This is a genomic window from Pedobacter sp. V48, assembly GCF_000523515.1.
GTDB lineage: Bacteria > Bacteroidota > Bacteroidia > Sphingobacteriales > Sphingobacteriaceae > Pedobacter.
The window spans coordinates 772,597-797,431 of the sequence record NZ_AWRU01000006.1 but is presented as its reverse complement, the minus strand read 5'-3'; the positions used below and the strand labels follow the sequence as shown (position 1 = coordinate 797,431).

General features: G+C 39.7%; 23 protein-coding genes and 2 pseudogenes. 7 read left to right on the top strand and 18 right to left on the bottom strand.

Annotated features, from left to right (window positions below; genetic code table 11):
• Nucleotides 1-7: 7 nt before the first annotated feature.
• The 3 genes from N824_RS08590 to N824_RS08580 are packed head-to-tail and all read right to left on the bottom strand — an operon-like array spanning nt 8 to nt 2,030.
• Nucleotides 8-754: a zinc finger-like domain-containing protein gene (locus tag N824_RS08590; RefSeq protein WP_048904677.1), complete on the bottom strand. Its 747-nt coding sequence runs from the start codon at nt 752-754 to the stop codon at nt 8-10.
• A complete protein-coding gene (locus tag N824_RS08585) occupies nt 754-1,002 on the bottom strand; it encodes a hypothetical protein (RefSeq protein ID WP_048904676.1) in 249 nt (82 codons plus the stop codon). The genes N824_RS08590 and N824_RS08585 overlap by 1 nt, the downstream gene beginning before the upstream one ends.
• 2 nt (nt 1,003-1,004) lie before the next feature.
• Nucleotides 1,005-2,030 (bottom strand): SPFH domain-containing protein, encoded by a 1,026-nt coding sequence (locus tag N824_RS08580; protein ID WP_235207032.1) that lies wholly within the window; start codon nt 2,028-2,030, stop codon nt 1,005-1,007.
• Nucleotides 2,031-2,385: 355 nt separating this feature from the next.
• Between N824_RS08580 and N824_RS08575 the strand changes: the two genes are divergently transcribed.
• Nucleotides 2,386-2,655, top strand: a complete 270-nt coding sequence (locus tag N824_RS08575; protein WP_048904675.1) for a DUF1963 domain-containing protein — start codon at nt 2,386-2,388, stop codon at nt 2,653-2,655.
• A gap of 45 nt (nt 2,656-2,700) precedes the next feature.
• Here N824_RS08575 and N824_RS08570 read toward each other — a convergent pair whose 3' ends face one another.
• From N824_RS08570 to N824_RS08545, 6 genes are all read right to left on the bottom strand, one after another.
• The gene (locus tag N824_RS08570) at nt 2,701-3,123 is read right to left on the bottom strand and encodes a hypothetical protein (protein ID WP_048904674.1); all 423 of its coding nucleotides are present in this window, start codon (nt 3,121-3,123) and stop codon (nt 2,701-2,703) included.
• Between the two features lie 134 nt (nt 3,124-3,257).
• The gene (locus N824_RS08565) at nt 3,258-4,091 is read right to left on the bottom strand and encodes an alpha/beta hydrolase (protein WP_161662279.1); all 834 of its coding nucleotides are present in this window, start codon (nt 4,089-4,091) and stop codon (nt 3,258-3,260) included.
• Between the two features lie 151 nt (nt 4,092-4,242).
• Entirely contained in the window at nt 4,243-5,154 is a 912-nt protein-coding gene (locus N824_RS08560) for a helix-turn-helix domain-containing protein (RefSeq protein WP_048904673.1), read from the bottom strand.
• 80 nt (nt 5,155-5,234) lie between these two features.
• Nucleotides 5,235-5,582 carry a hypothetical protein gene (locus N824_RS08555; RefSeq protein WP_235207031.1) on the bottom strand — a complete coding sequence of 116 codons (348 nt, stop codon included), beginning with the start codon at nt 5,580-5,582 and terminating at the stop codon, nt 5,235-5,237.
• Nucleotides 5,583-5,675: 93 nt separating this feature from the next.
• On the bottom strand, nt 5,676-6,431 hold the full coding sequence (locus N824_RS08550) for an SDR family oxidoreductase (protein WP_048904671.1): 756 nt from the start codon (nt 6,429-6,431) through the stop codon (nt 5,676-5,678).
• A gap of 89 nt (nt 6,432-6,520) precedes the next feature.
• On the bottom strand, nt 6,521-6,874 hold the full coding sequence (locus N824_RS08545; protein ID WP_200869836.1) for an AraC family transcriptional regulator: 354 nt from the start codon (nt 6,872-6,874) through the stop codon (nt 6,521-6,523).
• 217 nt (nt 6,875-7,091) lie between these two features.
• Here N824_RS08545 and N824_RS08540 point away from each other — a divergent pair, with 217 nt between their 5' ends.
• Nucleotides 7,092-7,451, top strand: a complete 360-nt coding sequence (locus tag N824_RS08540; protein ID WP_048904669.1) for a DUF1801 domain-containing protein — start codon at nt 7,092-7,094, stop codon at nt 7,449-7,451.
• Between the two features lie 386 nt (nt 7,452-7,837).
• On the opposite strand, the gene N824_RS08535 is transcribed toward N824_RS08540, so the two are convergent.
• The 4 genes from N824_RS08535 to N824_RS08520 all read right to left on the bottom strand — a co-directional run bounded on the left by N824_RS08535 (nt 7,838) and on the right by N824_RS08520 (nt 12,001).
• A complete protein-coding gene (locus tag N824_RS08535) occupies nt 7,838-8,107 on the bottom strand; it encodes a hypothetical protein (RefSeq protein ID WP_048904668.1) in 270 nt (89 codons plus the stop codon).
• Nucleotides 8,108-8,118: 11 nt separating this feature from the next.
• Nucleotides 8,119-8,409, bottom strand: coding sequence for a DUF1360 domain-containing protein (locus N824_RS38270; RefSeq protein ID WP_048904667.1), 291 nt, complete (start codon nt 8,407-8,409; stop codon nt 8,119-8,121).
• Between the two features lie 12 nt (nt 8,410-8,421).
• Nucleotides 8,422-10,737 (bottom strand): hypothetical protein, encoded by a 2,316-nt coding sequence (locus N824_RS31185; protein WP_161662278.1) that lies wholly within the window; start codon nt 10,735-10,737, stop codon nt 8,422-8,424.
• A 130-nt stretch (nt 10,738-10,867) separates the two neighbouring features.
• Nucleotides 10,868-12,001, bottom strand: a complete 1,134-nt coding sequence (locus N824_RS08520) for a hypothetical protein (RefSeq protein ID WP_048904665.1) — start codon at nt 11,999-12,001, stop codon at nt 10,868-10,870.
• 265 nt (nt 12,002-12,266) lie between these two features.
• On the opposite strand from N824_RS08520, the gene N824_RS08515 reads away from it, so the two are divergent.
• The 3 genes from N824_RS08515 to N824_RS08500 all read left to right on the top strand — a co-directional run bounded on the left by N824_RS08515 (nt 12,267) and on the right by N824_RS08500 (nt 14,910).
• Nucleotides 12,267-12,740 carry a hypothetical protein gene (locus N824_RS08515; RefSeq protein WP_048904664.1) on the top strand — a complete coding sequence of 158 codons (474 nt, stop codon included), beginning with the start codon at nt 12,267-12,269 and terminating at the stop codon, nt 12,738-12,740.
• Between the two features lie 694 nt (nt 12,741-13,434).
• On the top strand, nt 13,435-14,232 hold the full coding sequence (locus N824_RS08505) for a sensor histidine kinase (protein WP_048904662.1): 798 nt from the start codon (nt 13,435-13,437) through the stop codon (nt 14,230-14,232).
• A gap of 24 nt (nt 14,233-14,256) precedes the next feature.
• Nucleotides 14,257-14,910 (top strand): response regulator transcription factor, encoded by a 654-nt coding sequence (locus N824_RS08500; RefSeq protein ID WP_048904661.1) that lies wholly within the window; start codon nt 14,257-14,259, stop codon nt 14,908-14,910.
• 12 nt (nt 14,911-14,922) lie between these two features.
• On the opposite strand, the gene N824_RS08495 is transcribed toward N824_RS08500, so the two are convergent.
• Together N824_RS08495 and N824_RS08490 are read right to left on the bottom strand one after the other, a co-directional pair.
• Nucleotides 14,923-17,307, bottom strand: coding sequence for a tetratricopeptide repeat protein (locus tag N824_RS08495; protein ID WP_048904660.1), 2,385 nt, complete (start codon nt 17,305-17,307; stop codon nt 14,923-14,925).
• A 98-nt stretch (nt 17,308-17,405) separates the two neighbouring features.
• On the bottom strand, nt 17,406-18,302 hold the full coding sequence (locus tag N824_RS08490) for a cyclase family protein (RefSeq protein WP_048904659.1): 897 nt from the start codon (nt 18,300-18,302) through the stop codon (nt 17,406-17,408).
• Between the two features lie 175 nt (nt 18,303-18,477).
• Between N824_RS08490 and N824_RS38265 the strand changes: the two are divergent.
• Both N824_RS38265 and xth read left to right on the top strand, forming a co-directional pair.
• Nucleotides 18,478-19,260, top strand: a pseudogene (locus tag N824_RS38265) (pentapeptide repeat-containing protein).
• 317 nt (nt 19,261-19,577) lie between these two features.
• Complete coding sequence (xth, locus tag N824_RS08475; protein ID WP_048904657.1) at nt 19,578-20,360, top strand: exodeoxyribonuclease III; 783 nt, start codon at nt 19,578-19,580, stop codon at nt 20,358-20,360.
• Here the strand turns inward: xth and N824_RS34090 are convergent.
• The 3 genes and pseudogenes from N824_RS34090 to N824_RS08465 form a co-directional block, all read right to left on the bottom strand.
• The gene (locus N824_RS34090) at nt 20,353-20,820 is read right to left on the bottom strand and encodes a hypothetical protein (RefSeq protein ID WP_235207030.1); all 468 of its coding nucleotides are present in this window, start codon (nt 20,818-20,820) and stop codon (nt 20,353-20,355) included. The genes xth and N824_RS34090 overlap by 8 nt on opposite strands.
• Nucleotides 20,821-20,914: 94 nt before the next feature.
• A pseudogene (locus N824_RS34085) lies at nt 20,915-21,787 on the bottom strand (hypothetical protein).
• Nucleotides 21,788-21,796: 9 nt separating this feature from the next.
• Complete coding sequence (locus N824_RS08465) at nt 21,797-24,796, bottom strand: glycosyl hydrolase (protein ID WP_048904656.1); 3,000 nt, start codon at nt 24,794-24,796, stop codon at nt 21,797-21,799.
• Nucleotides 24,797-24,835 lie beyond the last annotated feature (39 nt).

The following is a 24,835-nucleotide window of genomic DNA, read 5'->3' as shown; positions in this document are numbered from 1 at the left end:
TAATTGTTTATAAATGATTAATGCTTTTATCTTTTAACAGGCGGAGATAGAACTTTTCATTTTCTTCCTCCATATCTGGTGTGATCTTGTTCCATTCGTCAAACATGGCACGAAGGTATTGCTGGTATAAATCAGGATCTTTGGATTCCCGCTCCTCATAGGCCTTCAACAAATGTGCAGTACGTTGTTCGGCAAGACTGCGCGCTTTATGCAAAACCATTTGCGCACCGCTGGAAGGCAAAAAAGTATTCTGCGTCTGGCAATACGAACAAGTCACATACGTTGCGATGAAGAACATTTTGGAGACCGTTATTTTTCCTCCGCATTGCTTGCAGGTGAACCGATCCTTTATTAACGCAAATGAAGCCAGTTGCTCCTGATAAAATGCTTCCAGATCTTCTTGACCGGCCGCTTTCTGTAATAATGAAGTATAATCATGACATCGCTTTTCAAAAGCATAATGTCGGTTAAAGCAGGCCTCCCTGAAGTCGTTTGATGTCAGCACCCCCAATGAATATATTAGACCCAGGATTCTATCCTCTTTAACTTCATTTGCCTGGTCCTGCATCCGGCGTATTTGACCTAGCAATCCCGCCAGCATGCGGCTGTGTGCTCTTTTATAAGGGTCCTGGTCCGCTTTAAAAATTTCTTTCAGCTCCGGAATGGCAGCGGTACACATTTCACCCATCCGTGTTTCCAGCTTTTCGAGGAAAACAAACCATCGTTCTTGTGTTTGCCACATCAGTTCTTCCATTATGAATTATTGTCCTTCTTTATGTGAATGCCGTCTGTAAGTTTAATGTCCATGAAGCTGAAACCGCAATAAGCGCAATTGGTCAAACCATCTTGGTAGGCCCTGCCAGCACCACAATTAGGACAGTCACGTATTTCCATCTGCGCTGCTTTGTCGACCACCTCTCCACCATAATTCTGTTGCGAAAGTGCTTGTTGCTTTAGCTTTTCCACGTAGCTCAATGTCTTTTTCTTTTCTTCCTCTGGCATATCTACAGGTATTTTAGCAGCTCTTCTTTCTTGGCGGAATATTCCGCTTCATTGATCAGTCCCTCATCAAAAAGTACCTTCAGCTTCTTCAACTGTGCAGTTATATCATCTGCGGGGTTGGGCTGAACAGCAGGTTGTTGTTGGTGATTCAGAATCATTGCAAGTGCTGTTGCTTGTTTAGCTGCGTCGTTCAATGCGGTATGGTCTCTTCCGATAGCATTGGCCACGTTGAATTGGGAGAACTTATTCATATCGTCTACCATATTCATTCCGGTAACTGTGTCATAATGTTTGAGCAGCTCTTCCGGCAGGATGGCACCCGCGATCAGGAAGTTGGTTACCTCCAGCCCGAGTTGGCTAAAATAAGGCTGAATAAGTGGCTGCACCTTTTCGTTCAACGACGAAAGATTTCCCGCCACATCTATCACTGCAATACCTGCCTGTGCCAGCACCTCCGCAAATTTGGCCGCAATGAAATCACGAAGTGCCCATTCTAATTCGGCAATGGTTAGCATCGGGTACGTCCCTGCGTATTCCTTAAAGAATTTCCCTACGTCTTTTATATGGAGATTGAACGAGCCGAAAGCACGGATACGCACCTGGCCAAATTGCTTATCTCTCATCAGCACGGGCGCCGGCGTTCCCCATTTGAGGTTGATAAACCGGTGGGTATTGAAAAAATAAACATCTGCCTTAAAAGGACTTTGGAAACCGTATTTCCAACCTTTCAAACGTGTCAGCACCGGAATGTTTTCTGTTTCCAGTTTATACTTTCCGGCGGAAAACACATCTGCCAACTGGCCTTCATTCAGAAATAATGCACTCTGGCTTTCCCGAACGGTTAACATTGCGCCATTCTTTATTTCTTTGTCCCCATCTGCAAACTTCCACATCAACATGTTCGGATTCGGGGTTACAGATTCTATGATCTCAATAAACGGTAATTGCATACTCGGATTAATAATAATGAGGAAATAACATTTGATTATGAATTGTCGAAATTCCTGCACAAACAAAATTCTGGACATTGGAATTCATTTCCAAGGTTCAGCTGACTACAAAATACCTACACAAAGCACTAAAACATCTACAGAGCGTCTACACCCCATAGAAATTATTAATTAGCTTCACATTCCCAAACAAAATCCCTGGTTGTAGCTAATTTAAATGCGTTAGTAGGCTAATTGTAGACGTACATCCAAAATGCGTAGTCGCTGAGTAGTCTCTGCTTCATTGGATCAAGATCAGTATTGCCGTAATTTTGTATTGTTTATTAAGATAATTTTTTCAATTTCTCGCCTGCACATTGACTGATGATGAATACTCCATCCATTTAAAGGAGATGCAGCAACTCTGCAAAACGAAGCAGCAATTTCTGATGAATTGTCAGGTGATTTATTTGAGGAAGGTGCCAATCAAAAAGAATATAAACATACCATAAATGCCTACGGTTTTATACAACATGAAGCACCCGAATTACAAGCATCCTTAAAGCTGAAAGGCAACCCTGAAGATTGGATCATTTTGCTTAAAGTAGGCTCTACAGGTGATTTCATGTGGGGCGATGCTGGCGATCTCTTTTTTGTAATACATAAAAGCGATTTGACCAAAGGCGATTTTAGCAATGTTTTCGTAACCATAGAAAGCAGTTGATGCCTGCTAACCAGGTGCCTGTTAAACCACTCATTCGCTTAAACCTTACTGTTTTGTTCCCCTGAAATTGTAGGCGACATCACCTGAGGAACTGGGAAGTGTAATAATAACTATGTTTTTCACCGAGTGTTGATAGCCCAGTGTACCTTCAGGCGTTCCAATGGCCTCAACATCATCAGAATTTTGTATAGCTTTTACAGCGATGATTTTTGGCGTTACATTAGAATAGGCTTCGCCCTGTTTTGCTGAAATCTTTACTTTATTACCGCTTTCTTTGGTAATAACAATAATTGCATTAAAATACTCCTGAGTAGCATCGAGCGTTCCTTTATATGTTCCCACAACTCTTTTTGCAGCTTCCTCATCTGAATTCACAGGTGAACCTCCTTCTTTTTTCTTACAGGAGAACAATACGGTTAGCGCCAGTACGGATAATACTAATGATAAATTTTTACTTACTGATTTCATAGATTGATTTTTTAATATCTTATTGAATAATGTAGATTTAAACTGATCAAAATTACCCTATGCTTTTTCCTAAACATGTGCAAGAATGCTCAATTCCTGAATTGCTTTCTAATCATTAACGATTATCATGCTTTTTAAAGAAAACCATTTTTTTGCATCCAGTTCTGGCAACTCGGGAACCAATTATTTTTGCTTTCCGGATCAGAGATGCCAAATCCATGTCCACCTGATTGCAGGACATGCAACTCAACGGGAACACCTGATTTAAGCATTGCATCAAAGAAACTTAGACTATTTTTTACAGGAATGACGTCGTCATCAGCAGCATGGATCAAATATGTAGGCGGCGTTTTGGCACTTACATGCCTATCGGTACTGTATAAATTTAATGCCTTCCGGGAAGGCTTCTTTCCGATTAAGTTTTCCCTGGTCCTCGATACAAAAGGATCATATATAATGACCGGATAGAGCAAGACCATAAAATTGGGCCTAAGCGATATGTTTTCACTGTTTTCAATCACCACCCTATCTATCTGAGTACCGGCGGTCGACACCAGGTGCCCCCCTGCCGATAACCCCATCATACCGATTTTGAGTGGATCTATGTGCCATTCACCGGCTCTTTTGCGCACCATCTTAATAGCAGTCTGGGCATCTTGCAGGGGGCCTATTGTTTTATCTTTCATGATTTTTTCACTGGGCAAACGATATTTCACAACAAAGGCAGCAACTCCCAGTGCATTAAATGCTTTTGCAAGCTCAACGCATTTTTTTGGCGCCAGAACAAAATAACCACCACCTGCAAAAATAATTACAGCAGTGCCATTTGCCTTACCTTTCTCTGGAAAGTAGGCTTGCATAGTCGGAACACTTACATTGCTAATCAGACCGGCACTGTCAGCCTGCTCTATATAATCCGGGGGTGTTTTTTTTGAATTTGGGATGCCATGCGGATAAAGTGGTATCACGTGATCCTGAGCTTGGCAAAGGGATATCAATAAGATACAAAAGATTAAAATTAACGCTTGTTTCAATGTTACTGGAATTGGCATGATCAGATTTAAAAATTGATCTAAATTATTCCATCTCCGAGGCTAAACGTATGCAAGAATGCTCAATTTAGGTGTAAGTTTTTCTAAAGATTAACGGTTGGGTACCATAAGCCGATTTAAAAGCCCTACAAAAAGCGCTGACATTCTCAAAACCACATTGCCAGGTGATCTCATGTACGGGTTTATCACTGTTTTTTAGGAGTTCTACAGCCCGATCAAGCCTAATCTGAATCAAATACTGATACGGAGTGGTCTTAAAAACAGACTTAAATTGCCTGACCAGCTGTGGAACCGATAAACAGGCATTACTACTAAGTGTATCCAAATCATGCTTTTCCATAAACGTGGAATGAAGAAAATCTTTGGCAATACATAGGCGTTTATATATCTCCATTTTGGAGCTTACCTTTATCGCAGACACCTCAGCTGCCCGCCTTGATTCTGATTTGAGTGTGCTTATCAGATAATGAAGAAAGAAAACAAGATTTTCTTCTGTACCGCCAGTATAACCATGGGTTTCAAGGTCTGAAATCAGCTTTGCAAGTTGAAACTGCATTTCAGGTTCAATAGCATTAAGCGTCTGGAAAAACTCAGGTTGTGTATTGTTAATCAGGAAGGGATTGTCAAGTAATTCGTTATCATTTTTCAATGTGTCGTTGAAGACTGAAGATGCAAATTCCTTTTTAAAGAAGACCGATATCCCCCTCACACTTTCATGGGTATCAATGTTACATGAATAATTCTGTTCATTGTTAAGGATCAGGAATTGTCCGGGCCTTATCGCCAGCCTGCGGTTATTAATACCATACCACTCTTCGCCTTTCAATATTGTCTTAAAAGACAAACATCCTACATGGTCATCACAAAAACTAAAACTGCTTGTCGTGTTAAAAATAACATTGTGCTCTTTAAACCTGCTAAAGTGCAGCTCCTCGTTAAAATCAGGGCTGGAGTGGTCAGGAAGCGAAGTTAAATACATATGATGATAATTTTCTTACTCTGAAAAGACATACACAATATAGCAATTGCCCGATAAATACTGCTGATTAAACCATTGGCTCAGGCTATTCTCGCCAGTGGATGTTGTAGGTATATGATGACCAGCGACAGCAAAAAGAAAGGCACCTCAATCATCACTCCTTTGAAATCTTTATCGAGCAGATGAAAACAGATAATCAAGAGAATACCCGCGGCCATCAGAAAATTTCCCCAGAGAAAAGTCTTAGGTATGAGCATTAGTACAACGCTCAACAACGTAAAGAAGCCTAAAACCATTACTCCTTGCTTGCCAATGTTCCATTTGCCAAACAGCTCGAGCATATCGGATTTACCGGCAAACATTGCCCAGCCCTGTTTAGTCCCCATATAGGCAGCAAACAGAATAAGTATGCTATTTATAATTTTCACTATCATCGTTTTAAGTTATAGATTTATCCAGATAAATAGAAATGTAAAAGCAAAAATCCTGATCGTCTGGCTCAGGACTTTTGCTTGAACCTTTTACCTGGTAGTATAGCCGCCGTTGGCAAAAATGGTCTGCCCGGTGATCCACCAGCCATCCGTAACCAAGAACTCCACCAGCGGGGCAATGTCTTCAATCCGGGTAAGCCCACCTAAAGCCGATGCCGATTTATGGTAGGCAACTGCCTCTTCGCTCTCCTGTCCGTAAAAGAATGGCGTATCCATTGGACCGGGTGCAACTGCCGTCACAGAAATTCCCCTTTCTCCAAACTCTTTCGCTGCAGCACGTGTAAAATCCTCAACAGGTGCCTTTGCTCCGGCATACGTTGAGTAATAGCCGGTAAATGCGGCAAGCAATGAAGTTACAATGGTACAAATTTTACCATTATCGTTCAATTGCTTCCCCGCTTCCTGTAAAAAGAAATATGCCTGTTTTGAATTGATGTCGAACATGCTATCGTATTCAGCTTCCGTAGTGTCTAGGAATGGCTTTTTCAACACTTTACCTACTGTATTGATTGCGACATCAATACCACCAAATCTTGCTTTTGCTTCCGAAAAAAGCTTTACTACATTTTCAACACGGGCTAAATCTCCCTGAATTAGGTAAGCTTCTCCACCAGCTGAGGTAATATCAGCTAAGGTTTTCTCTGCGTCAACTTTTGTTGACTCACTATTGTAATGAACAACTACCTTTGCTCCTTTTGCTGCCACATTCCGACTAATTAAACCACCTAAGTTTTTCGCGCCACCAGCGATTAACACCACTTTTCCTTTTAAATCATTCCTGCTCATAATAAATTTTTTAAGATTACTGACAGGGTAAAATTCAGCTATAGCCGTTAAAATATCGTGGTGAACTTTTCGGAGCTTTCAGGTGTTTGCTATTTTCTATGCAGTTTTCTAAATTTTCCAGGTGTTTGTCCTGTAAATTTCTTGAAGAACTTCGAAAAATTGGAAGGATCATAGGTTAGTATTTTTGCAATGTCTGCAATGGAACGGTCCGTTTGGAGCATCATTTCTTTAGCCTGTTCCACAATTTTCAAATCATAAAAATGACAGGGATGATTGCCCATTGTTTGTTGAACCGTATCCGTCAGGTGGGTATGAGACACAAATAATGCACTTGCGATTTCATTCAATGTCAACATCTCAGTAACCTCGCCACTAACGATTTTAGCCAGATGAAGATCTAAAAAATCAAAATAGGCCCTGGTAGTTTCATTCCCCCGTTTCATAGGCTTTTTAGCGTTTAACATAATTGGAAATTGCAAAGATTACCATAATTTAAGGCTTTCGCATGGTGAACTTTTCGGTATCCGCAGTGCTAAAAAAAACAGCCACGCAAATTGGGATGTTCAACAGTCCTAATTTACCCCTTAATTTGTCGTTTCTGCACCTTATCCCAGTTAAAAAAGATCTTGATATTTGTATAACAACAAAAAACCAAATCATATGAACAATACCAAGAAAGTAGATGAGTTTATGAGCAAACTCGAGCATCCATTGAAAGCAGAAATAGAAGCCGTAAGATCAATCATTGTAAACAGCAACCCAAAAATAGAAGAAGATGTAAAGTGGGGCGGCCCCAGCTTTTTTTACAAGGAAGATCTGGCCACTTTTAACCCCCGGATCAAAAACTACGTCGCCCTGATCTTTCACAAAGGCGAACTGCTGAACGTAAAATCTGACTTCCTGGAGGAGGCCTCAAAAGGAAAAGTTTACGCAAAGTTCTATTCCATGGAACAAGTGACTGCCCATAAAGAACTAATTGAACAAATGGTCAATAGCTGGATTGAATTGATGGACAAGTAAAGCTTGTCCTGAAGATTGGAGAAATGTTAGTAAATCCAAATTGTGGAAATCTTGTGGATAATTACTGAAAATCAATCAGATTTATATAGGATATTAGTGTTGTATTTGACATTTTTAGCCATGAAAACGGTCTTATTTCTTCTCTTAACCCTTGGCATTTCTGTTAGCGCCTTATATACAGCCACCAGTATGTCCAATCCCTTTCCAGCATACGGTTTAGTCCTGAGCATCTGGGTTTTGTTCTACTGGAGCTATACACGCAGGTCACGCCGTATGGCCAATAGGCGTTTCCGGGAAAACATGTTCCAGGAGTACATGCGTAACACAATGCACAACCAGCGTCCATAGTATGTAAAACATTACCAATTTTGTCGATTACAACAAGGCTATGGCCCTTTCACCTCTGTTAAATCTGCATAACCCCTCATTACCGAAACATCTTCTGAGTGTACCAAAAATTGCCGTCTTTGAGCAGAAAATGTATATGTTATGTGAAAAATCCCCCTCACCTGCAACTCGCTATTGCCGTTATATCGAAAATAGGCGGGTTTCTGATCAGTTGTAGTAAGGTTATTTTCACCTTCTGCTTTATGTGCAGGAGTATCAGTAGAAGAAGTAAATTGTAGACCTTGTCTTTTTTGTCCGCAGCAGTTCATAGTTTTAGTTTTTAAGGGTAATTAGATTTTTTCATAATTATTTGTTCTAAAAATATTGCCGCTGCCGAAAACGACAGGACCAATAATATTCTCTCGATCCAATTGTTACCGAAATAAACTCCTATGGGTAGTGCTACCCAAATAGACAAACAGAAGAAACAGTCCATTAGCGAACCAAAAAAGCTTTTACCAGCAAGTTTTCTTAGTTTATAAATTAAATCAAAAGGACCATCTTCAGCCTGTATTAAATGGGTAACACGCCAAACGGAAAGAACAGAAATTAGAAACAAATAAGCTGTCATTGCTTTTTGTGTTTATGGTAAACGTTCAATGGCTACTCCAGCGCTTACAATATAGTTGCCGGCATTTGCACCTGCTCCATAACCATTAGTTGTTCTTTTTGATGCTGTTAAACCAATAGAAACGGTTGCATAACTTTCAGTAGGTTCAAGCCATTTTCCTGTTGGAACAGGTAATGGGACAAAAGTAATTTGGTGTGAATTGGAATCTCCAAACTTACTTACATCTGCCGTACCCCGATAGCCCGGACAATTATTAGCTTCGTTATTAGCTGGGTTATCACCATGTAAAATGCTTGGTTCAGGCACTGAACTTCCTAATCGTTTTACTTCAAAACCTGCAGAGGTTCCACATTTTCCGATAGAAAGATCGTAATGATCCTGAAATACAGAATTAGGGTGCGTTTCGCAAGCTTTAAATGTAACATTTAGCGGAGTGTTTAAGTAGGCCTCTTTAATGCGATACAAATTACATTCTGCTTTTACAATGTTTACACCATCGGCATCAAACCACACATTATCCAGGCTAAAGCCAAGGGAATTATTATCAATATACATGGCAATCATATCTGTAGCACCTGATATATGGTTTCCTGCAGCATCGTAACCATCCATACGGAAATAAACTGTTCCGGGTGCCGAACCCTGATAAATTCCTGTATTTAATTGTATTAAGCGGTTTTTATCATACGGTATCCACGGTATACCGGCTTCAATCTGAGCTTCTACATTTAAGTAATAAGGCACTTTAATTGCCGGACCACCATCAACTTTTAGTGGTATAGTATCATAAGAGCCTATTAATTTGGGCAATAAGTCCAACCCAAAGCCTTGAAATAAATAGCCCATATAACCTTCGGTAACATAATTCCAGGAACTGAAGGGTTCCGATATGCTTTTGCTATATCTAATGGTATAGAAAGCAATTATTGGATCATTAGGTTTCCTTTGTGTATTATACAAACAACCTTTTACATCCACTGTACCCGCCCAGGCTGCACAATCTATATTCAATCCTGCCAAAACATTATGGCTGCTAATGCGACCATCGGCATGCAAATGGTTGGCTAGGGCAGCAGAATTTCTATCCATAGCAGCAAAGGAAAAACTTGCAGTGCTATTTTGATTACCACCTATAATTACATTACCTAATGAACCAATCATATTGCCGTTAAAACAATTAAAAGGTTTAGGTATAACCGATGCCGGGATACAAATATCAATACGCTTAATTCGACTTACATTAAAGTAGCAGGCACTCTCATATAAAACAGGCGCACCTACAGTAGACCCTGGGATACTTACAACCAGATCAGGCATCACTTGCGCTGCAAGATCTTCGCCACTGGCATAATCAAACAGTTCGTCAAATACATCGGTAAGCGTATGTTTATAATGGAAAATATAGTTACCATTCATATCGGTAATGGCAAAACCTAAATTTCTACGCTCTCCGTTACCAGTATACGGGTTTCCAGCTTTTTCAGCAGCCGTACGGTCGTATTCTTCAAAATTCAAGCTGATATTTTTACCATCAGCAATGCTGCATCCAAAACGGGCGTTATCGAAAACACCGACAATGTCGCGTCGGGCCGAGCTGAGCGTACTACTTATATTGGCATCTAATTGTATACTCTTGGTATATTTCAGCGTTCTCTCAAATGAAATATTTTCAGCACCTTTTAAATTGGCAGCTCTTGTATCAATTGCCCTTTCTTCGTTTTCGATGCTAAATAAATCAGCTACGCGACTCGGGGTTTGCCTGTCATCCGATAAATTAATCATAAGGGGTTTAAATGGCCCTGGATCTGGTGGATTTGGATTTACAATAACAGGTGGAATACGTTCAGGATAATATTTCTCTATCACTTCTCGTATTCCAGGATTTTTTAACGCTTTTTGGAAAGCATAAATATTATCGATTACAAAATGACTGCGGTAACACGGATTATAAAGACAAAGACCACTATAAGTACTCACATGGCCATAGGCTAAATAATCCTGATAACCCGCTGGAGTAAAGCAGGTAAGTACCAAATCATCGAAATCCTGATCACCTCCCCCATCATTCGACTGAATTTGAAACTGGTAATTGCCTCCCACTTTGGTTGGAAATTTAATTCGGGCATCAGAATTCTGAAAACCAGTACCCGGATCATGTTGGATGTTAAGCGTCCACATGGCACCGGTTACTACTACATCGGCTGCACCGACTGTACCCTGATAAGTGCCGTTTCCACTTGTAGCACCTTGTACTACAAACTGCTGTTTAAAGGTTGCGTTTTTGGCCGTAACACGTACGGTCCAATTGCCTTGCATGGAAATATACATAGTTTTGATTATTTTAATAGCCTACTCTGTTATCGGATTTTCGGCTTACTCCGGTATTTGATTGTAGATACACTCAGACTTACAGCCGTTACCCTATTTAGCATGCTGAGTGTAGTTTGGAGAGCACATCTTAAATATCTTCCTCTGTAACACAATCATTAGGGCAACAGCGATATTCTTGCGATTTTTCGAGTAGTTCTATTTGTCTTCTTAAAAGTTCATTTTGTAAATGGATGCGTTCTCTTGCAGCGGGCTCGCAGGTGTTACATTCATCCAAACAGCCCTTCACAATAACGCCGGCAGTGGGCAAAGAGAATTCCATAGAAAACTCAAATTTCTTCCGGTAGGCGGCCGATATTTCACCTTTATCATCTAAAATACCTGCAGCAATCAGGTCTTTGTTTAGTTCTTTTAAAGCTTCTTCGCGCATGGCAGGTGTTATGGTCGGATTTACAAAAGCAAAATTTGTAATTCCCGAAACACTAATCAGTTTCTCTATGCTTACCAATTCAAACTTTACCACTTGTTTTTTATTCATCCGATAAAAAAAGTACGAGATGGCATGGCAACCATTAGGATTTGAAAACTCCCTGGATGAAGATTCGAAATGATCTTCTGATTGACCTTCGGCATGCACTTTAGTAGCTACCTCGCCAATCGAAATGGAGTGCGCTTTATGCGTTGCATTTACAGCCTGGGTTGCCGAAGCTCGCATGTTGCTGCTCTGACTGTTTAAATAATCAAGTGTAGACGAACCGTTGTGGTTTTTGGTAGAGTTGCTATTAGAATCTACACCCGGGCTAAATGGATTAATATCTATACTGCTGCTAGAGCCACCACTAAAATCCCAATGGTCTTTATTTTCGCTGCTTTGATTTCCTGATTGATTGTTTTCCATATCAGAAAAATAGCTTTGCGACGCTGTCATAAAGTATTGTTCTTCGGATATCTGTTCAGAACGATAACTTAACTGAGTGCTGGCATCGTAAGTAAACTTGCTTCTTCGGTCAGTTGTAACCAAGCGCACTTTTTCGCCAGGCAACAGGGTGGTGGTGTAAACCGGATCACCCAGTACATTACCTATTGTGCATCTACTTAATTTAAAGCTGATTAACAATTGGGCTACCAAGGCGATTTGCCTATCCTGCCCTTTTATAGCCAATGGATAATTTAATGTGCGTGTAAAAACCAATACATCGCAATTGCTGTCTTTTAACAATTCCGGACAGCAGGGAATTTTTGAGGACTCATGTTTATTTTCCATTTTTTTAATTTTTTAGTCAAAACCTACCTGGCAATTAAATGATCCTAAGAGCGCCTTTAGATTTGTTTTTTTGATAGACTAAAGTTCCGAGGAATACCATCCATGGACAAGGTAGCTTCCACGGGTTTTCGCATGCGTGTTAATACGCATGCACTATGTGGCTTTTACGCAATTATTAAAAAAAGGCCGTTAATCGCCACTAAACACTTGAAATACAGTTAATAATATTTAATTTTAGTAAACCATACTAAACGAATCTTATAAAATGGAAACTCAAAACAGACAACACCCGATTGATGGTACCGAAGGCGATCCTATTGATATAAAGATTGCCGCTGCCTGGACAAAGAACTATCGTATCATGAATCCAAATGAAACGATTTCACATTTTTTTGGCAATCAGATTTTGCAGCAAATCCTTGAACAGCCCGAATGCTTAGGCATCCGTATCTATTATGCCAATGAAGTGAGGCTAAATTGGATTCAGCGTATTTTTGTTGCTATAAGCAATTTTTTACGTTGGATTGTTGGTGCATATGGCGTAAAGCACCTGATTCTGGTGGGTAGCGATAAAGATGGTATAGATCAAATACCTGAACAAGTGCCAACTATAGCTCCATCAGATCCAGAAAAACCAATGATGGCGATGTCTTTTAAAGCAGCAGCTCCCACTATAGCCGAACAAGCCTCACCATGCCCGGGAGGTGCCGGTTGTCCGAAAAATACATTAACCAACTAAATAAGTTAAAAAMKWAAMNATRMANTNNCCAAYTWARTAAGTTAAAAAATTAACGATGTCACCGCAGCTCCTTTTGCAGAACTTATCAAGCCTGTCGGCACTCTTGCCTATAGCAGCGGCAATACTTAATTATAAGCACTTAAATAAAGTGCAAAAAATTGCCGCTGTATTTTTTATAGTTTCCGGCTTGTTCGATCTTAGTTTGCTATTGGTGAGGCACCTCGATATAACTTTAATTACCAGCGGAGAGCGCGCTAACARCGNCRMYCTTAATTCATTTATTTATACTGGTCAGTGTTTTGTTTTATGCATTAATGTACTTCCATGCATTTAATAAATTAGTTTTTAAAAGGCTCTCAATAGCTCTTGCAGTAATAACCGGCGCGTTAATTTTTATCAATGCATTTTTTATAGAAGGTCTATTAAAATTTCCTTCTGTCGGAAATACCATTTTAAGCGTAACCCTAATCTTATTATCCTTACTGTATTTTTGGCAATTACTTGATCAGGCCGAAATTGTTCGTTTAGAAAAACAACCCATGTTTTGGATAAGCGCAGGAGTGCTATCGTACTGCAGCATCAATATTTTTCTATTTATGCTTATGAGGTCTTTAGGCTCCCTATCTCCAAACTTCTGGACCATTCACTCCATAATTAATATAATAGCTAACCTTTTATTCGCAATTGCTCTATTTTGCAAACCACAGAAAACGATATAACCGAAGTACTTATTATTGGTACACTAGTGGTAGTTTTACTGCTGGTATTTTTGTTTTTGTTCGTAATTCTTTACCAGCGCAAAATGCTAAAATACCAGGAAGAAAAACGTAAGATGCAAGCCGAAGCACAAAACAGCTTCCTGCAGGCGGTTTTTGAAACGCAGGAAAGCGAGCGTAAACGCTTATCTGTTGACTTACATGATAGTGTCGGACAGGTACTATCGGCCATTAAATTAAATCTGCACCGCATTGATAAACTATCTGGCAATGCCGAAAACGCATCAAGCCTGCTGGCCAGTACCCGCAAATTAACCGACGAATGTATACAGGAAATACGTAACATTATCCATAATGTTTTGCCCACAGTTTTAATCGATTTTGGTCTAACCGATGGCCTTAAAGATCTGTGTAATTATGTCCAGCAAAACACTGGCATGCAGGTAAATTACAGTCAAAATTTAAATGGAGAACGCTTTAAACCCGAAGTAGAACTTACACTTTACCGTATGGTGCAAGAGTTGTTTGGCAACGCCATAAAACACGCACAAGCTACGGCAATAGATATTTCATTAAGCAAAGAGGCCGATTTGATCCGTTTAAACTTTAAAGACAATGGCATCGGTTTTAATAAAGATGCTATTGTACATGGTTTTGGTTTAAAGAATCTGCAAAGCCGGTCTCAATTAATAAAAGCAGACATTAAAACACATTCAGCCGCCGAAAAAGGCACACAAACTACCATTACTTTAAATATTAATAACCTTGATAATTAACTTATTCCCCCATATCTTTAACTTATGTCCTTAATAAATTTAGCTATCGCTGATGATCATAAAATTTTCCGTGAAGGTCTAAAATTCACTTTAGAGGATTGCAGCCAATTAAACCTAATTATAGAGGCAACAAATGGCAAAGATTTAATTGATCAAATTACCGATAATAAACCTGATGTTATTTTAATGGACATTAAAATGCCCGAAATGGATGGCATGCAGGCTACAGCTTATATTCATCAGCATTTTCCAGACATTAAAATACTGATGCTTTCTATGCACAACGAGGATAAATATATTTTAGATGCCATGCGTTTGGGAGCTTCGGGATATCTTTTAAAAAATGCAGAACCGGAAGAGATACTGGATGCTATTTTAACCGTGCAGGCTAAAGGCTTTTATTTTAACGACAACCTGTCGATAACTATGGCTAAAGAGCTGCTGGGTATAAACTTCATGCATCGTTTGCACCAAAAAGACGCCAAGCTAAACGAACGTGAAATCGAAGTACTTAAACTTATCTGCGAAGAATGCAGCAATACTGAGATTGCAGATAAATTATTTTTAAGTGTTCGTACCGTTGAGGGTTATCGCACCAGATTGTTCGAAAAAATAGGCTCTAAAAACATTGCAGGCCTTGTTATTTACGCAGTAAAGAATGGAATAATAACAATATAAGGTTTTCACAACCTATTTAGCTTCGGCCATCGGTTCATAAAAATGCAGTTTATTTATCCACTCTTTCCATAAGTACTGTGCTTTTTGCTGCATGTGTTCTGATGCCATTTCAAATTCTGTTCGTGTATCAGATGTATTCGAATCATAGTTGGTATAGAAACCGACATAAAAAGCATTGCGCTGTACTATTTTTTTTGATAAACCTAAAAATCCACTTTCTACATCTTGCCATTCTACAAGCTCGTACCTTATACCCAAATCCTCAGATTTTAAATGGATGTAAAAAAACGAATCGTATATTTCTTCAGTTTCAGTTCTTTTTGTTCTAAGCTCAAAACCAACGTACATGTTTCTCTCTACCCATGCAGATGACGAAGGCATTTTATTACTGGTTACTAAATTTAAAATCCGCTTTAAATATTTAATGTTTTCTTCTTTTGCCTTTAAAGGATAATCAAAAAGTCTATTCGGTTGAGTTTTATAGAGCGAAACGACTACCTCATCAAAGTTCTGTCCTGCGTTTATAATATTCAAATTACTCTTAGCATCGTTCACTACATCGCGGATATAAGTTAATTGAGTGTTTGCAAATTTCTCGGTAATTAGTTTAAAATACTTTTGAGCTTCGTTTTTATCGTTTAAACCCAGGTGGGCATGCGCCATAAAATAGTATTTAAAACTCTCTGCTTTTTCGTTTTGCATTTTTTGATAAGCCGGATTGCTAAATAAATCACTTACATAGCTAAGACTTTGATTGTGCAAACCCTTAGCCATTAAAAAGTTGAAATACACAATAGCTGTATCTAAAACAACACTTACAATAGTTTTATGCTCATCTCCGCTTTCTTCAAATTTTCGGACGGTTTGCTCATAAATCTGTTTTGCCTCTTCGTATTTTTCTGCTTGTCGATAAGCAGTTATGAGGTAGAACATCACTTGATACCATTTTTCTGCTTCCAGAATATTTTTGTAATAATCGAAATTAGAAAGCACCTCCAAACAGAATCTCTCCAGGTTCAGGTCATTTTCATTTCTCCACGAAATTTCCATTCCATTATCCAAGTTTTCCCAGAATGGTGAAACCTGATAGCCCTGCCAATGTATATCTGAAGCAAATTTACACTCCTCATTAAGGTAGCTTTTATGCTGATACCAGGACACTTGTTTAATTACAATACCCAGATTGTTGCAAAGCATTGCAAAAGTGTGTGGTTCATTGTTAATCGACAAACCCTTATCGCTATTAAAGTAAGTGTTAAATGCGTGGTAGCCGGCTAAACCGTATTTCTTTGCCGTTTCATAGTACATTTGGGCCGAAAAATGATCGTTTTTATCCTGTGCCTCATTGCCTTTTTCCAGATAGGTAGTTAGTATATTATAGCAAATTGCACCATCTGGATAAATTGGAAAATCGATAGTTCGTAAATCGATATTTAAATCTTCTGCTGTATCATAATATCTTTCGATCGCTAAATCTTTTACCTCCTGAATTATTTCATAGTATTTGGTCAAATTATCAAAGCCTTTTTTTGCATTCTTATCATTGAAGTAATAATTGTTACTCAACATCCTCCAGGCTATTGCATTTGTTGGATTTTTTTCAGTTTCATTAATAATAACGGACAGATATTTTGCTACAAATTCCTGACGGTTTTTATACCCAAATTCTGTTGGCATCTCAAATGCTGTGGGATAAAATAAACTAAATAAATTCCAATGCTTATTTAATTTCCCCCTGTTAAACAGTACTTCTATCTTTTCAGCATATCCTTTACACTCAATAGGTTCTGCTGAATCAAAATGTTTCGACAATAATTGTTCTGCCTCATCAAATCTTTCTAATTCCAGCAAAAGCAATCCACCCTCATAATTTCTGGGTGTCATTTTTGGCGCATGTTTAAACGATTTAAGGTAATAGTCGACCGCTTCAGTTTCATCGCCTTTTTCCTGATGGAGATAAGCCAATCTGTAATAAGTATCGCCAAAAGCCTGGTCTTGTAAAGCGCGATTGTCTTTTATGCCACCAACATCAATCAGCTTATCTTGCAACGTTTCAATAGCAATATCATTTAACGATAGTTTTTCCAGGTAAATATAAATCAACCAATCATATGCCTGAAGTCTGCTGGTTATATCGCTACTCGTATTGAGTATAAGGCTACAGTCATCTTGTATGGCAAATGTGTTGTTAAAAACAGGGCTGTTATTTATTCTTATTCGCCATAATAAAGCTTCAAAATGATGCGGCTCTTTACTTAATATGGTTTGAACTATTGTCAGGATATTTTCGCAGGTGTTTTTGTTTTCAATAGCTGATAACAAATCGTCTTCTTTTGAAAAATCAAGTGTGTTGTATAGTGCTATGATGTGGTTGAGTTCGTCAGAGAATTTATTCATTGATATGCATTATAGGTATCGGAAATACAAAGAAATAAGTAAAAAGATAAAAACAAAATTTTGATTAAAATAAAATTCGCGGATAGTAAATATATCTGTTAATTAGGCTTGATTAGTTTAGCCATCGCTCTTACGGGAAAGGTTCCAACTCCTTTGAATTTAGGAGGAATTGCACTAAAGGTAAAGCCATCTGCGGGTAGTAGATACAAATTGCAAAGGTGCTCCACTATTAATATTTCTGCTCCTAGTAGTGTGGTATGAACAGGTCTTGTTTTTCCTTGAGTGTTATCGATGTTATGAGAATCGATGCCAACCAGTTTCACACTGCAATCTCTTAAGTATTTGGCGGCCCCTTCTGTTAAATAAGGATGATGTTCGTAATACGCTTCCGTATTCCAATTACTATCCCATCCGGTATGAATCAAAACTGCTCTATTTCTGATTTCGTAATTTTTTAAGTGTTCTTCTGTTATTTCCAGGGTCTGGGAAAAGGGTACATGGATTACTATAGCCACTAGGTCTGTAAAACATTCTAACCCAACTTCTGAGAGGTCTTTTCCGTTTTCAAATCTATGAAAAGGACAATCTATATAAGTACCCGTGTTGCTTACCATTTCAATTTTTCCAATTTGAAATGCGGTTCCTTCTGCATAAAACTCTTTTGAGTTTTCCCGGCTCAAATAGTCACAAATAATAGGCGCTGGCAATCCTTTATAGGTTACAAGTCCATCTTCAATAGTATGGCTCAAATCAATGAATAAATCTGACCCTGCTTTTTCGTTAACGGGTTTGCGCTTGTGTGCTTCGTTAAAAATTTCCTTATTCAGGATTTTAGTTTGCCCAACCATAAGCAGTCTTAAATCGTCAACAATATAGTCGGCAAGTTCTTTATCAGAAATGTGGTCACCAGCTATGTCCAGTCTAAAATCTTCACCTTTTATACTTCCTCCATTGGTAAAATATATTTCAAAGTCAAATTTCACTCTTTTGTCCATTATCTTTTAATTTTTATTTGTTCCTGTATCGCAAATTTAGATTTTTACAACTTATAGTTGTCAATAACAACTATAAGTAGCGTAAATACAACTATAAGTTTATGTATTTTGTTGATTCGGGAAATGCATCCAAATACCTTTGTGGTGTCCAAAAAACAATAAAAAGATAGTACCTATGTTAAGCACAAAAATGATCGGCAATAAGATTGCAGAAGCACGAAAGAAAATAAATACGTCTCAAGTCCAGCTTGCTCAACTTCTGTTCATCAGCCCACAGGCAGTCGGAAAGTGGGAGCGCGGAGAATCAATGCCAGACATCACTACTTTTAACCGTCTGGCTGAAATTCTTGGTGTTGACCTTAACTATTTTTCAGAAAGCTTCCAATCTGAAGCCACTGGGATACCACCGATCGAATTGCCATCCGGAAAGCAAGAGAGAAAACTTAGCTGGGATATGTCGCTGGGAAACTGGATTGATGCTGACTTTTCAGGGTTGAAAAATCTACATGAAAAATTCAGTTCATCTAACATGCAGCGTTGCAAATTTATCGGTTCGGATTTATCGGGACTTCTCCTAAAAAGCAACAACCTTGATAGCTGTGATTTTTCAGACTCCGACATCAGCAACAGTCACATTCGGGCTTCCAACTTAGACAACAATCTATTTAAGAACAGTTCCCTGAAGGAAGCTAAATTTTTGAAAAGTTATATCAGATACTGTGACTTCTCGGGCTCAGATATCAGCAGCAGCCAAATTCAGAGCTCCCATTTAAGCAATAACTTATTTAAAGGGTGCTCTCTTAAAGAAGCTGATTTTTTAAAAAGTCATTTAGAAGGTTGCGATTTCTCAGGTGCTGATTTTACCGGAGTAAGATNNAAATCNCRGMKRNNTCRAGRWTRWTRMWKTTYMGGAKANAGTMYSGAWWMRTMYSWMKYYNAYTGRKAYACMWMTTGCTGATATTGTTTTTGATGGAACATTGGAGGATTGTTATTTTGAAAACTGTGTTTTTGATTGGGTAAAGTTCCAGAATTCAACGCTTACTAACACTTTCTTTAAAAACAATACATTTAAACGGAACCGGATTCAGTTTACAGACTGTAAAGCAGATCGTATTACCTACGAATTCCTGAAACACGGTAAAGCAGATCTAACTGGTATCACTTTGATAACATCGTAAAACGAGTCGTCATCTTGACGATAAACTTTTCGGTTCCTAAAAATTAATATTTTAAACTTTTGTATTTAGTTAATGGTTAAGCTTAAATAGACTTGATATGAAAATTGCTACTTACAATGTTAATGGTATTAATGGCCGATTACCCGTACTACTTCGCTGGCTCGAAGAGGCGCAGCCAGATATAGTTTGCCTGCAGGAGTTAAAAGCGCCACAGGAAAAGTTCCCTGAACAAGCCATAACAGCTGCCGGCTACAATGCCATATGGCATGGCCAGAAAAGTTGGAACGGGGTTGCAATCCTTGCACGAAATCTGGAAATTAAAGAAACCAGACGAGGGCTTTCAGGTGATCCAGAGGATTTACACAGCAGATATATTGAGGCTTTTATAGATGGGATAGTTATTGGCTGCCTTTATTTACCTAATGGGAACCCTGCTCCCGGATTAAAATTCGACTATAAACTGGCCTGGTTTGAGCGCTTAAAACTTCATGCTAAAGCTCTCCTGGATTTTGATATACCCACAATACTTGTAGGAGATTATAATGTGATGCCCACAGAACTTGATGTATACAAACCCGAACGCTGGGTTGATGATGCCCTGTTCAGACCCGAAGTTCGCGATGCTTTTAAAACCCTGGTTGAACAGGGATGGACCGATGCATTAAGGACATTGCATCCAAATGAAAAGATTTATACGTTCTGGGATTATTTCCGCAACGCCTACAGCCGTGATGCAGGTTTACGGATAGATCACTTCCTTTTAAGCCCCCACTTAACCAGCCGCCTCAAAGCTGCAGCAGTCGACCGTCATGTCCGCGGATGGGAAAAAACAAGTGATCATGCTCCCGTATGGATTCAATTAGAAAATCATCTTACTTAATCTGCACCACTTCCAAATTAAGTATTTCACCTAATTTTTTAATTTTTGACGCAATGTGTCCCTTACCTATTGCACAATGGTGGGCAGGGCCTTCCTGGTTCCAGGCTTCTACAAAGTTCCTTGCCCCCAACGAAAATTTATACCTGCTATTGGTATTTCCAATCTCCAGAATCGGGCCTGCAACTGATTCTGCTTCGGCAACCAGTAACTTTAGCAGCCCCTTGCCGGTTTCTACTACTGACAATAGCGTAACCGGGCCATGGCTAACGGACATTTCTACCGATAAGCCATGGCCCACCTTACCGTGATAAACTTTTAGCGGCTTAACTTTTATCTTTCCTTCCGCAATTTTTGGATGGCAGGGTCCATCATGCCCCATCATCACTACATCATCGTTAAAATCCATGGCGTAATACTCAGTAAAAGATCCCCCTGCACCAAAACTGTCCATTATTTTCATGGCCTGCACATTTTTAATTTCATATTCGCCTGCAACAGGAATGTGTTTACCCGTGAGTAGTGAATTACCAAGTATAACAGAGGTAACCGTATTTTCATTTTCGGCATTGCCAGTACCTTTGTGGTAATAGGCTAAAKAASCCAGNNCATNNTKATYNTACCAGCTTATCCAATGCAACAGCGGTTTTAGCTGCGCGATGTAATTCTTCTGGCAGGCAATCGTCCTGCACATCAAATTCAGTTTCAATTTCAGTTAACTTTTCTTCGATTTCTGCATCGGTTACACCAGTTCTTAAGGCCGACAATTCATCAACTTCCAGGACTTCGATGTGCCCGCCAAATGTTGCACACTGAAGGGTAAGATCGGTATAAATGTCTAGCATCCCTCCGTAATAATTACCCATCACACCAAGCCGGTTGTACTGCATGGTTCTGGCTACTTGCGCTGCCTGTATCCATTCTTGTATTTGGGTCCAAACATGGGGATCATCATAAAGCAGCCCTGTAACCTGAAAAAAGGGAATGTTGCTGCGACGAAACACATTTGCAATTTCAGGTACCGAACACGAAGAACAATACGCCAGCCACTCGCCCGTCATTGCAATTCTGTTTTCCATGTTGTTAAAGCTTTCATAATCAATGCTGGCTTGTGGGGCAAGATTAAGAACAATTACCGGTACCCCCGCCTTTCTTACAACGGGCAACACGGTTGATGACAGTGCATAGGTAGTCGCATATAGAAATATGAGATCAACATCCTCTTGCTTAAATTTTAAGCCAGCATCAAAAGCTTTTTCTGGTGTGTCTATTAAGCTAAGGTTAACAATTTCGGCATCAAAAGCTTCCATACTTTTTGCCACCACCTCAATGTATTCCGTTAGCCGTTGTTTAAGTCCAGCAAATTGATCCCAATATGCTTGCAGACCTATCCCAAATAATCCTATCCTAACCCTCGATTGTTTATACATTATAATATTTTATTTTTTTATAGTTTCCTGAATGATAGTTACTGGGCCCATAAGTCCTGATTCTTGTAAAGGAGAATCGGCATTGTACTGTTTGGAAGTGGTAAAAGTATATCTTCCACTTGTACGAGGCTTGTTATTCAAAAGCCAATCTGGCCATTTATCATCCTTAATTCCATCATCAGGTTTTTTCTCATCGCCAATTAGCCGATTCCCCCAAAGGTTCACCACTTCAATTTTGAGTTGGTTGTTTTTTACCTGCAAATGGTTAGAAATGTCAATTTTCCACGGAGCAGTCCATATTATACCCATTTCCTTTCCATTTAAGGTAACACGCGCCATATTCTTCACCTTCCCAAGCTCCAGATATATCGGTTGTTTTAGGTTTGCCTGTGGGAAATCGAAGGTTTTATGATAGGCAGCCGTACCAGAATAGTATTTAATTCCCTCATCTTTATTGGTGGTCCAATCAGATAGTTTATCGAATATAGCACTTGCAGGCCCACCCCATTTAGGATCAAATTTAACCTCCCAAGGCCCATTGAGCCTTACAAGTGTTTTTATTAAGGCTTCCTTTTTTGTTTTTGATGCAAGCCATTTGTTCTCTTTAGAGAACATGATGAAACAGCTTTCATACGCATCCAATTGCAAAGGAATAGTACTAATCTTGTGATCTGTTTTGAAGTCAGTTAATGGAATACGTTTTCCGGTAATGGCATTCCATAATTCAGGCGATCCTTGTGTACTGCGGAACCTGGCATCTACTTTTATTGGCTTGTTTTGTGTGTTCGACAAAAAATAAAGATCCCAGTTGCTTCCTGTTCGGTGGGTATATCTGATTTCATCGGCAACGAAATCTTCAACTACATTTTCCGATTTTAAAATATCAGCAGTAAGCTCATACTGGGGATATAAATTATCAATCCGGCTGGCTAGTTCACCACCCCATATAAGGGTACCTTTGCCATAGGTTCTTTTTGTTTGCGCTGCAGGTTTGGCTACAGAACCCCATATGGTTTCGCTTAACGCCAATACTTTTTTGTCGCAATCAGGAAAGCCACTCAGACTTGGAGATCTTAGTGGAGGGCTGCCTAATACGGTTGCTCCTTGCTTTACCAGGTCGCCAATCTTGCTGAGTAGTTCAGGTGTCATCGATTCGTAAGCAGGCAGCACAAGTAACCGATAAGATGCTCCGCTGGGGAACACTACATTTTTGCCTTTTACAGAGGCTTTCATGAGCTGTAATGGCGAACAACCATCGAAATTATATTGTTTTCTATTACCAATCGTATCGCCCTGAATTGCTGATGCCGGCGGCAAGAAAACATGCGGAGCACCTTCTGGTGTCATGTATAAAATATCGGCTACTGTACGCCCTTGTTGCAACAAGTATTGGCAACGTGTAATGTATTGGTGGTAAGCTGCCGCCATTGGCCACCAGGTTTGTCCACGATCCCAATGCACGCCATATGGTCCCATTGTTGCGCCCGGTTTTAAGGAATCAGGTAAGAATTGATTTTGGAAAGTGTGGTAAACGAAACGGTTTATGCCAGAGGCAAAGGCCCAATCACCCTGGTTTTTTACTGATCCCGGATGTTGCTTCCATCCTTCATTATTCTGTGCTGTAAAGGCTTCGGCAGGAACAAGTGATCTGCCTTCAACATGGGCAATAGATGTTGCTTCAATTACGCTGTAGGTAGAATTAAAGCCAAAACCTTTACTCCAAAACTCGGCCATAGGCACATCGGCAATACTTCCAAGATCCAGATCTGCGGTCGGGTTCATGTCGTAGGGTTCTATGGATAAGGAAAGTCCATGGCGTTTGCCGTATTGTTTTACATGGTTTGCATGGTTTTGCAACACAAGTTCCTGTGCGGTTAACCTTAGGTCCCATAAAAAACGTTCACTTTCTTCTCTTGAGCCTACAACGTTTCCTGAGTAAACGGGGTAATAGGTTATCGGATCGTAGCCTCTTCTTTTTAGGAACTCCTGCCTGAAATTAGCTGTCCAGTTTTGAGCACCCATTTCCCAACTGTCCATATGCAGTCTCTTTAACCCGCCGTTACTCTTGCTGCCGGGTTTAGCTATTTTTTTGAAGATTTTACCAAGGTAGGCATCCAGGTGGGCATTAAGTGCGGTAGTATCCAATTTATCGGCTTCAAAACCTAGTCCTGGAACAGGTGCAGGTCGGGTAATTGCGCCGTTATTACGGCTGCCAAAGCGCATAACTATCCATTTGCCTGATGGCGGAGTCCAATTCAAGGTTCCATCGGCATCCATCTTACCGGTAAGATCTATTATTTTACCTTTTTCAATGCCTTTTCTCTGATCCGACTTAAAATCGGGTTCCGCTAAATAGGGTTTCACTGTAGCAGAGCTATATGGGGCACGATAATACAGTGCCTTTTCTTCGTAATCGCTAATTGCTTTGACTGAAGAGGTAGCAGGAAATGCCAGAACAGCCACATCTTTATAATATTCCCTCCATTGTTTTTTAAAGTCTTCCGGTAGGTTGCCTTCGCCAAAGAAAGGTTTTTGGGGTGCAGGCACGGGCAGTACAATCTTTTTGTGATCATCTGAAGAGACGGTAACCTGGCTCGACACCAGGTGCTGCATAGATTGTTCTGCTTTAACCCATGGCCCACCACTACCTGTCCATCCGGGACCTATCCCCAATGTGATTTCTATCCCCAGGCGCCGAGCTTCCTTTTCTGCATGGGCAAACAAAGATGTCCACTGTTCACTAAGGAAATCAACGGCCCCTCGCGGTACACCAACGTTTACTTCCAGAAAGATCAAATTACCAATGCCAGCCTTTTTCATAGACTCGAGGTCTTTGGTTATCGTTTTGGCGTTCATATTCCCATCCATGAAGTACCAGTAGACACCGGGCTTATATTTATCCGACGGATTAGCGAAACCTGCTTTCATCTGTGCTAACTGCGCTGTGGCAGAAACAATTGAAAAACAAGTAAGAACAAAAAGTAAAAAAAAGCGATTTAAGTATTTCATGCGGCTGTTTTTTTCGCCAGCTAACTAAATTCGGCATTA

Coding starts and splice junctions, on each gene's coding strand:
- N824_RS08590 (WP_048904677.1), bottom strand. CDS start 754: ATGGAAGAACTGATGTGGCAAACACAAGAACGATGGTTTGTTTTCCTC.
- N824_RS08585 (WP_048904676.1), bottom strand. CDS start 1,002: ATGCCAGAGGAAGAAAAGAAAAAGACATTGAGCTACGTGGAAAAGCTA.
- N824_RS08580 (WP_235207032.1), bottom strand. CDS start 2,030: ATGTCCAGAATTTTGTTTGTGCAGGAATTTCGACAATTCATAATCAAA.
- N824_RS08570 (WP_048904674.1), bottom strand. CDS start 3,123: ATGAAATCAGTAAGTAAAAATTTATCATTAGTATTATCCGTACTGGCG.
- N824_RS08560 (WP_048904673.1), bottom strand. CDS start 5,154: ATGTATTTAACTTCGCTTCCTGACCACTCCAGCCCTGATTTTAACGAG.
- N824_RS08550 (WP_048904671.1), bottom strand. CDS start 6,431: ATGAGCAGGAATGATTTAAAAGGAAAAGTGGTGTTAATCGCTGGTGGC.
- N824_RS08545 (WP_200869836.1), bottom strand. CDS start 6,874: ATGAAACGGGGGAATGAAACTACCAGGGCCTATTTTGATTTTTTAGAT.
- N824_RS08540 (WP_048904669.1), top strand. CDS start 7,092: ATGAACAATACCAAGAAAGTAGATGAGTTTATGAGCAAACTCGAGCAT.
- N824_RS08535 (WP_048904668.1), bottom strand. CDS start 8,107: ATGAACTGCTGCGGACAAAAAAGACAAGGTCTACAATTTACTTCTTCT.
- N824_RS38270 (WP_048904667.1), bottom strand. CDS start 8,409: ATGACAGCTTATTTGTTTCTAATTTCTGTTCTTTCCGTTTGGCGTGTT.
- N824_RS31185 (WP_161662278.1), bottom strand. CDS start 10,737: ATGTATATTTCCATGCAAGGCAATTGGACCGTACGTGTTACGGCCAAA.
- N824_RS08520 (WP_048904665.1), bottom strand. CDS start 12,001: ATGGAAAATAAACATGAGTCCTCAAAAATTCCCTGCTGTCCGGAATTG.
- N824_RS08515 (WP_048904664.1), top strand. CDS start 12,267: ATGGAAACTCAAAACAGACAACACCCGATTGATGGTACCGAAGGCGAT.
- N824_RS08500 (WP_048904661.1), top strand. CDS start 14,257: ATGTCCTTAATAAATTTAGCTATCGCTGATGATCATAAAATTTTCCGT.
- N824_RS08495 (WP_048904660.1), bottom strand. CDS start 17,307: ATGAATAAATTCTCTGACGAACTCAACCACATCATAGCACTATACAAC.
- N824_RS08490 (WP_048904659.1), bottom strand. CDS start 18,302: ATGGACAAAAGAGTGAAATTTGACTTTGAAATATATTTTACCAATGGA.
- xth (WP_048904657.1), top strand. CDS start 19,578: ATGAAAATTGCTACTTACAATGTTAATGGTATTAATGGCCGATTACCC.
- N824_RS34090 (WP_235207030.1), bottom strand. CDS start 20,820: ATGAAAATAATGGACAGTTTTGGTGCAGGGGGATCTTTTACTGAGTAT.
- N824_RS08465 (WP_048904656.1), bottom strand. CDS start 24,796: ATGAAATACTTAAATCGCTTTTTTTTACTTTTTGTTCTTACTTGTTTT.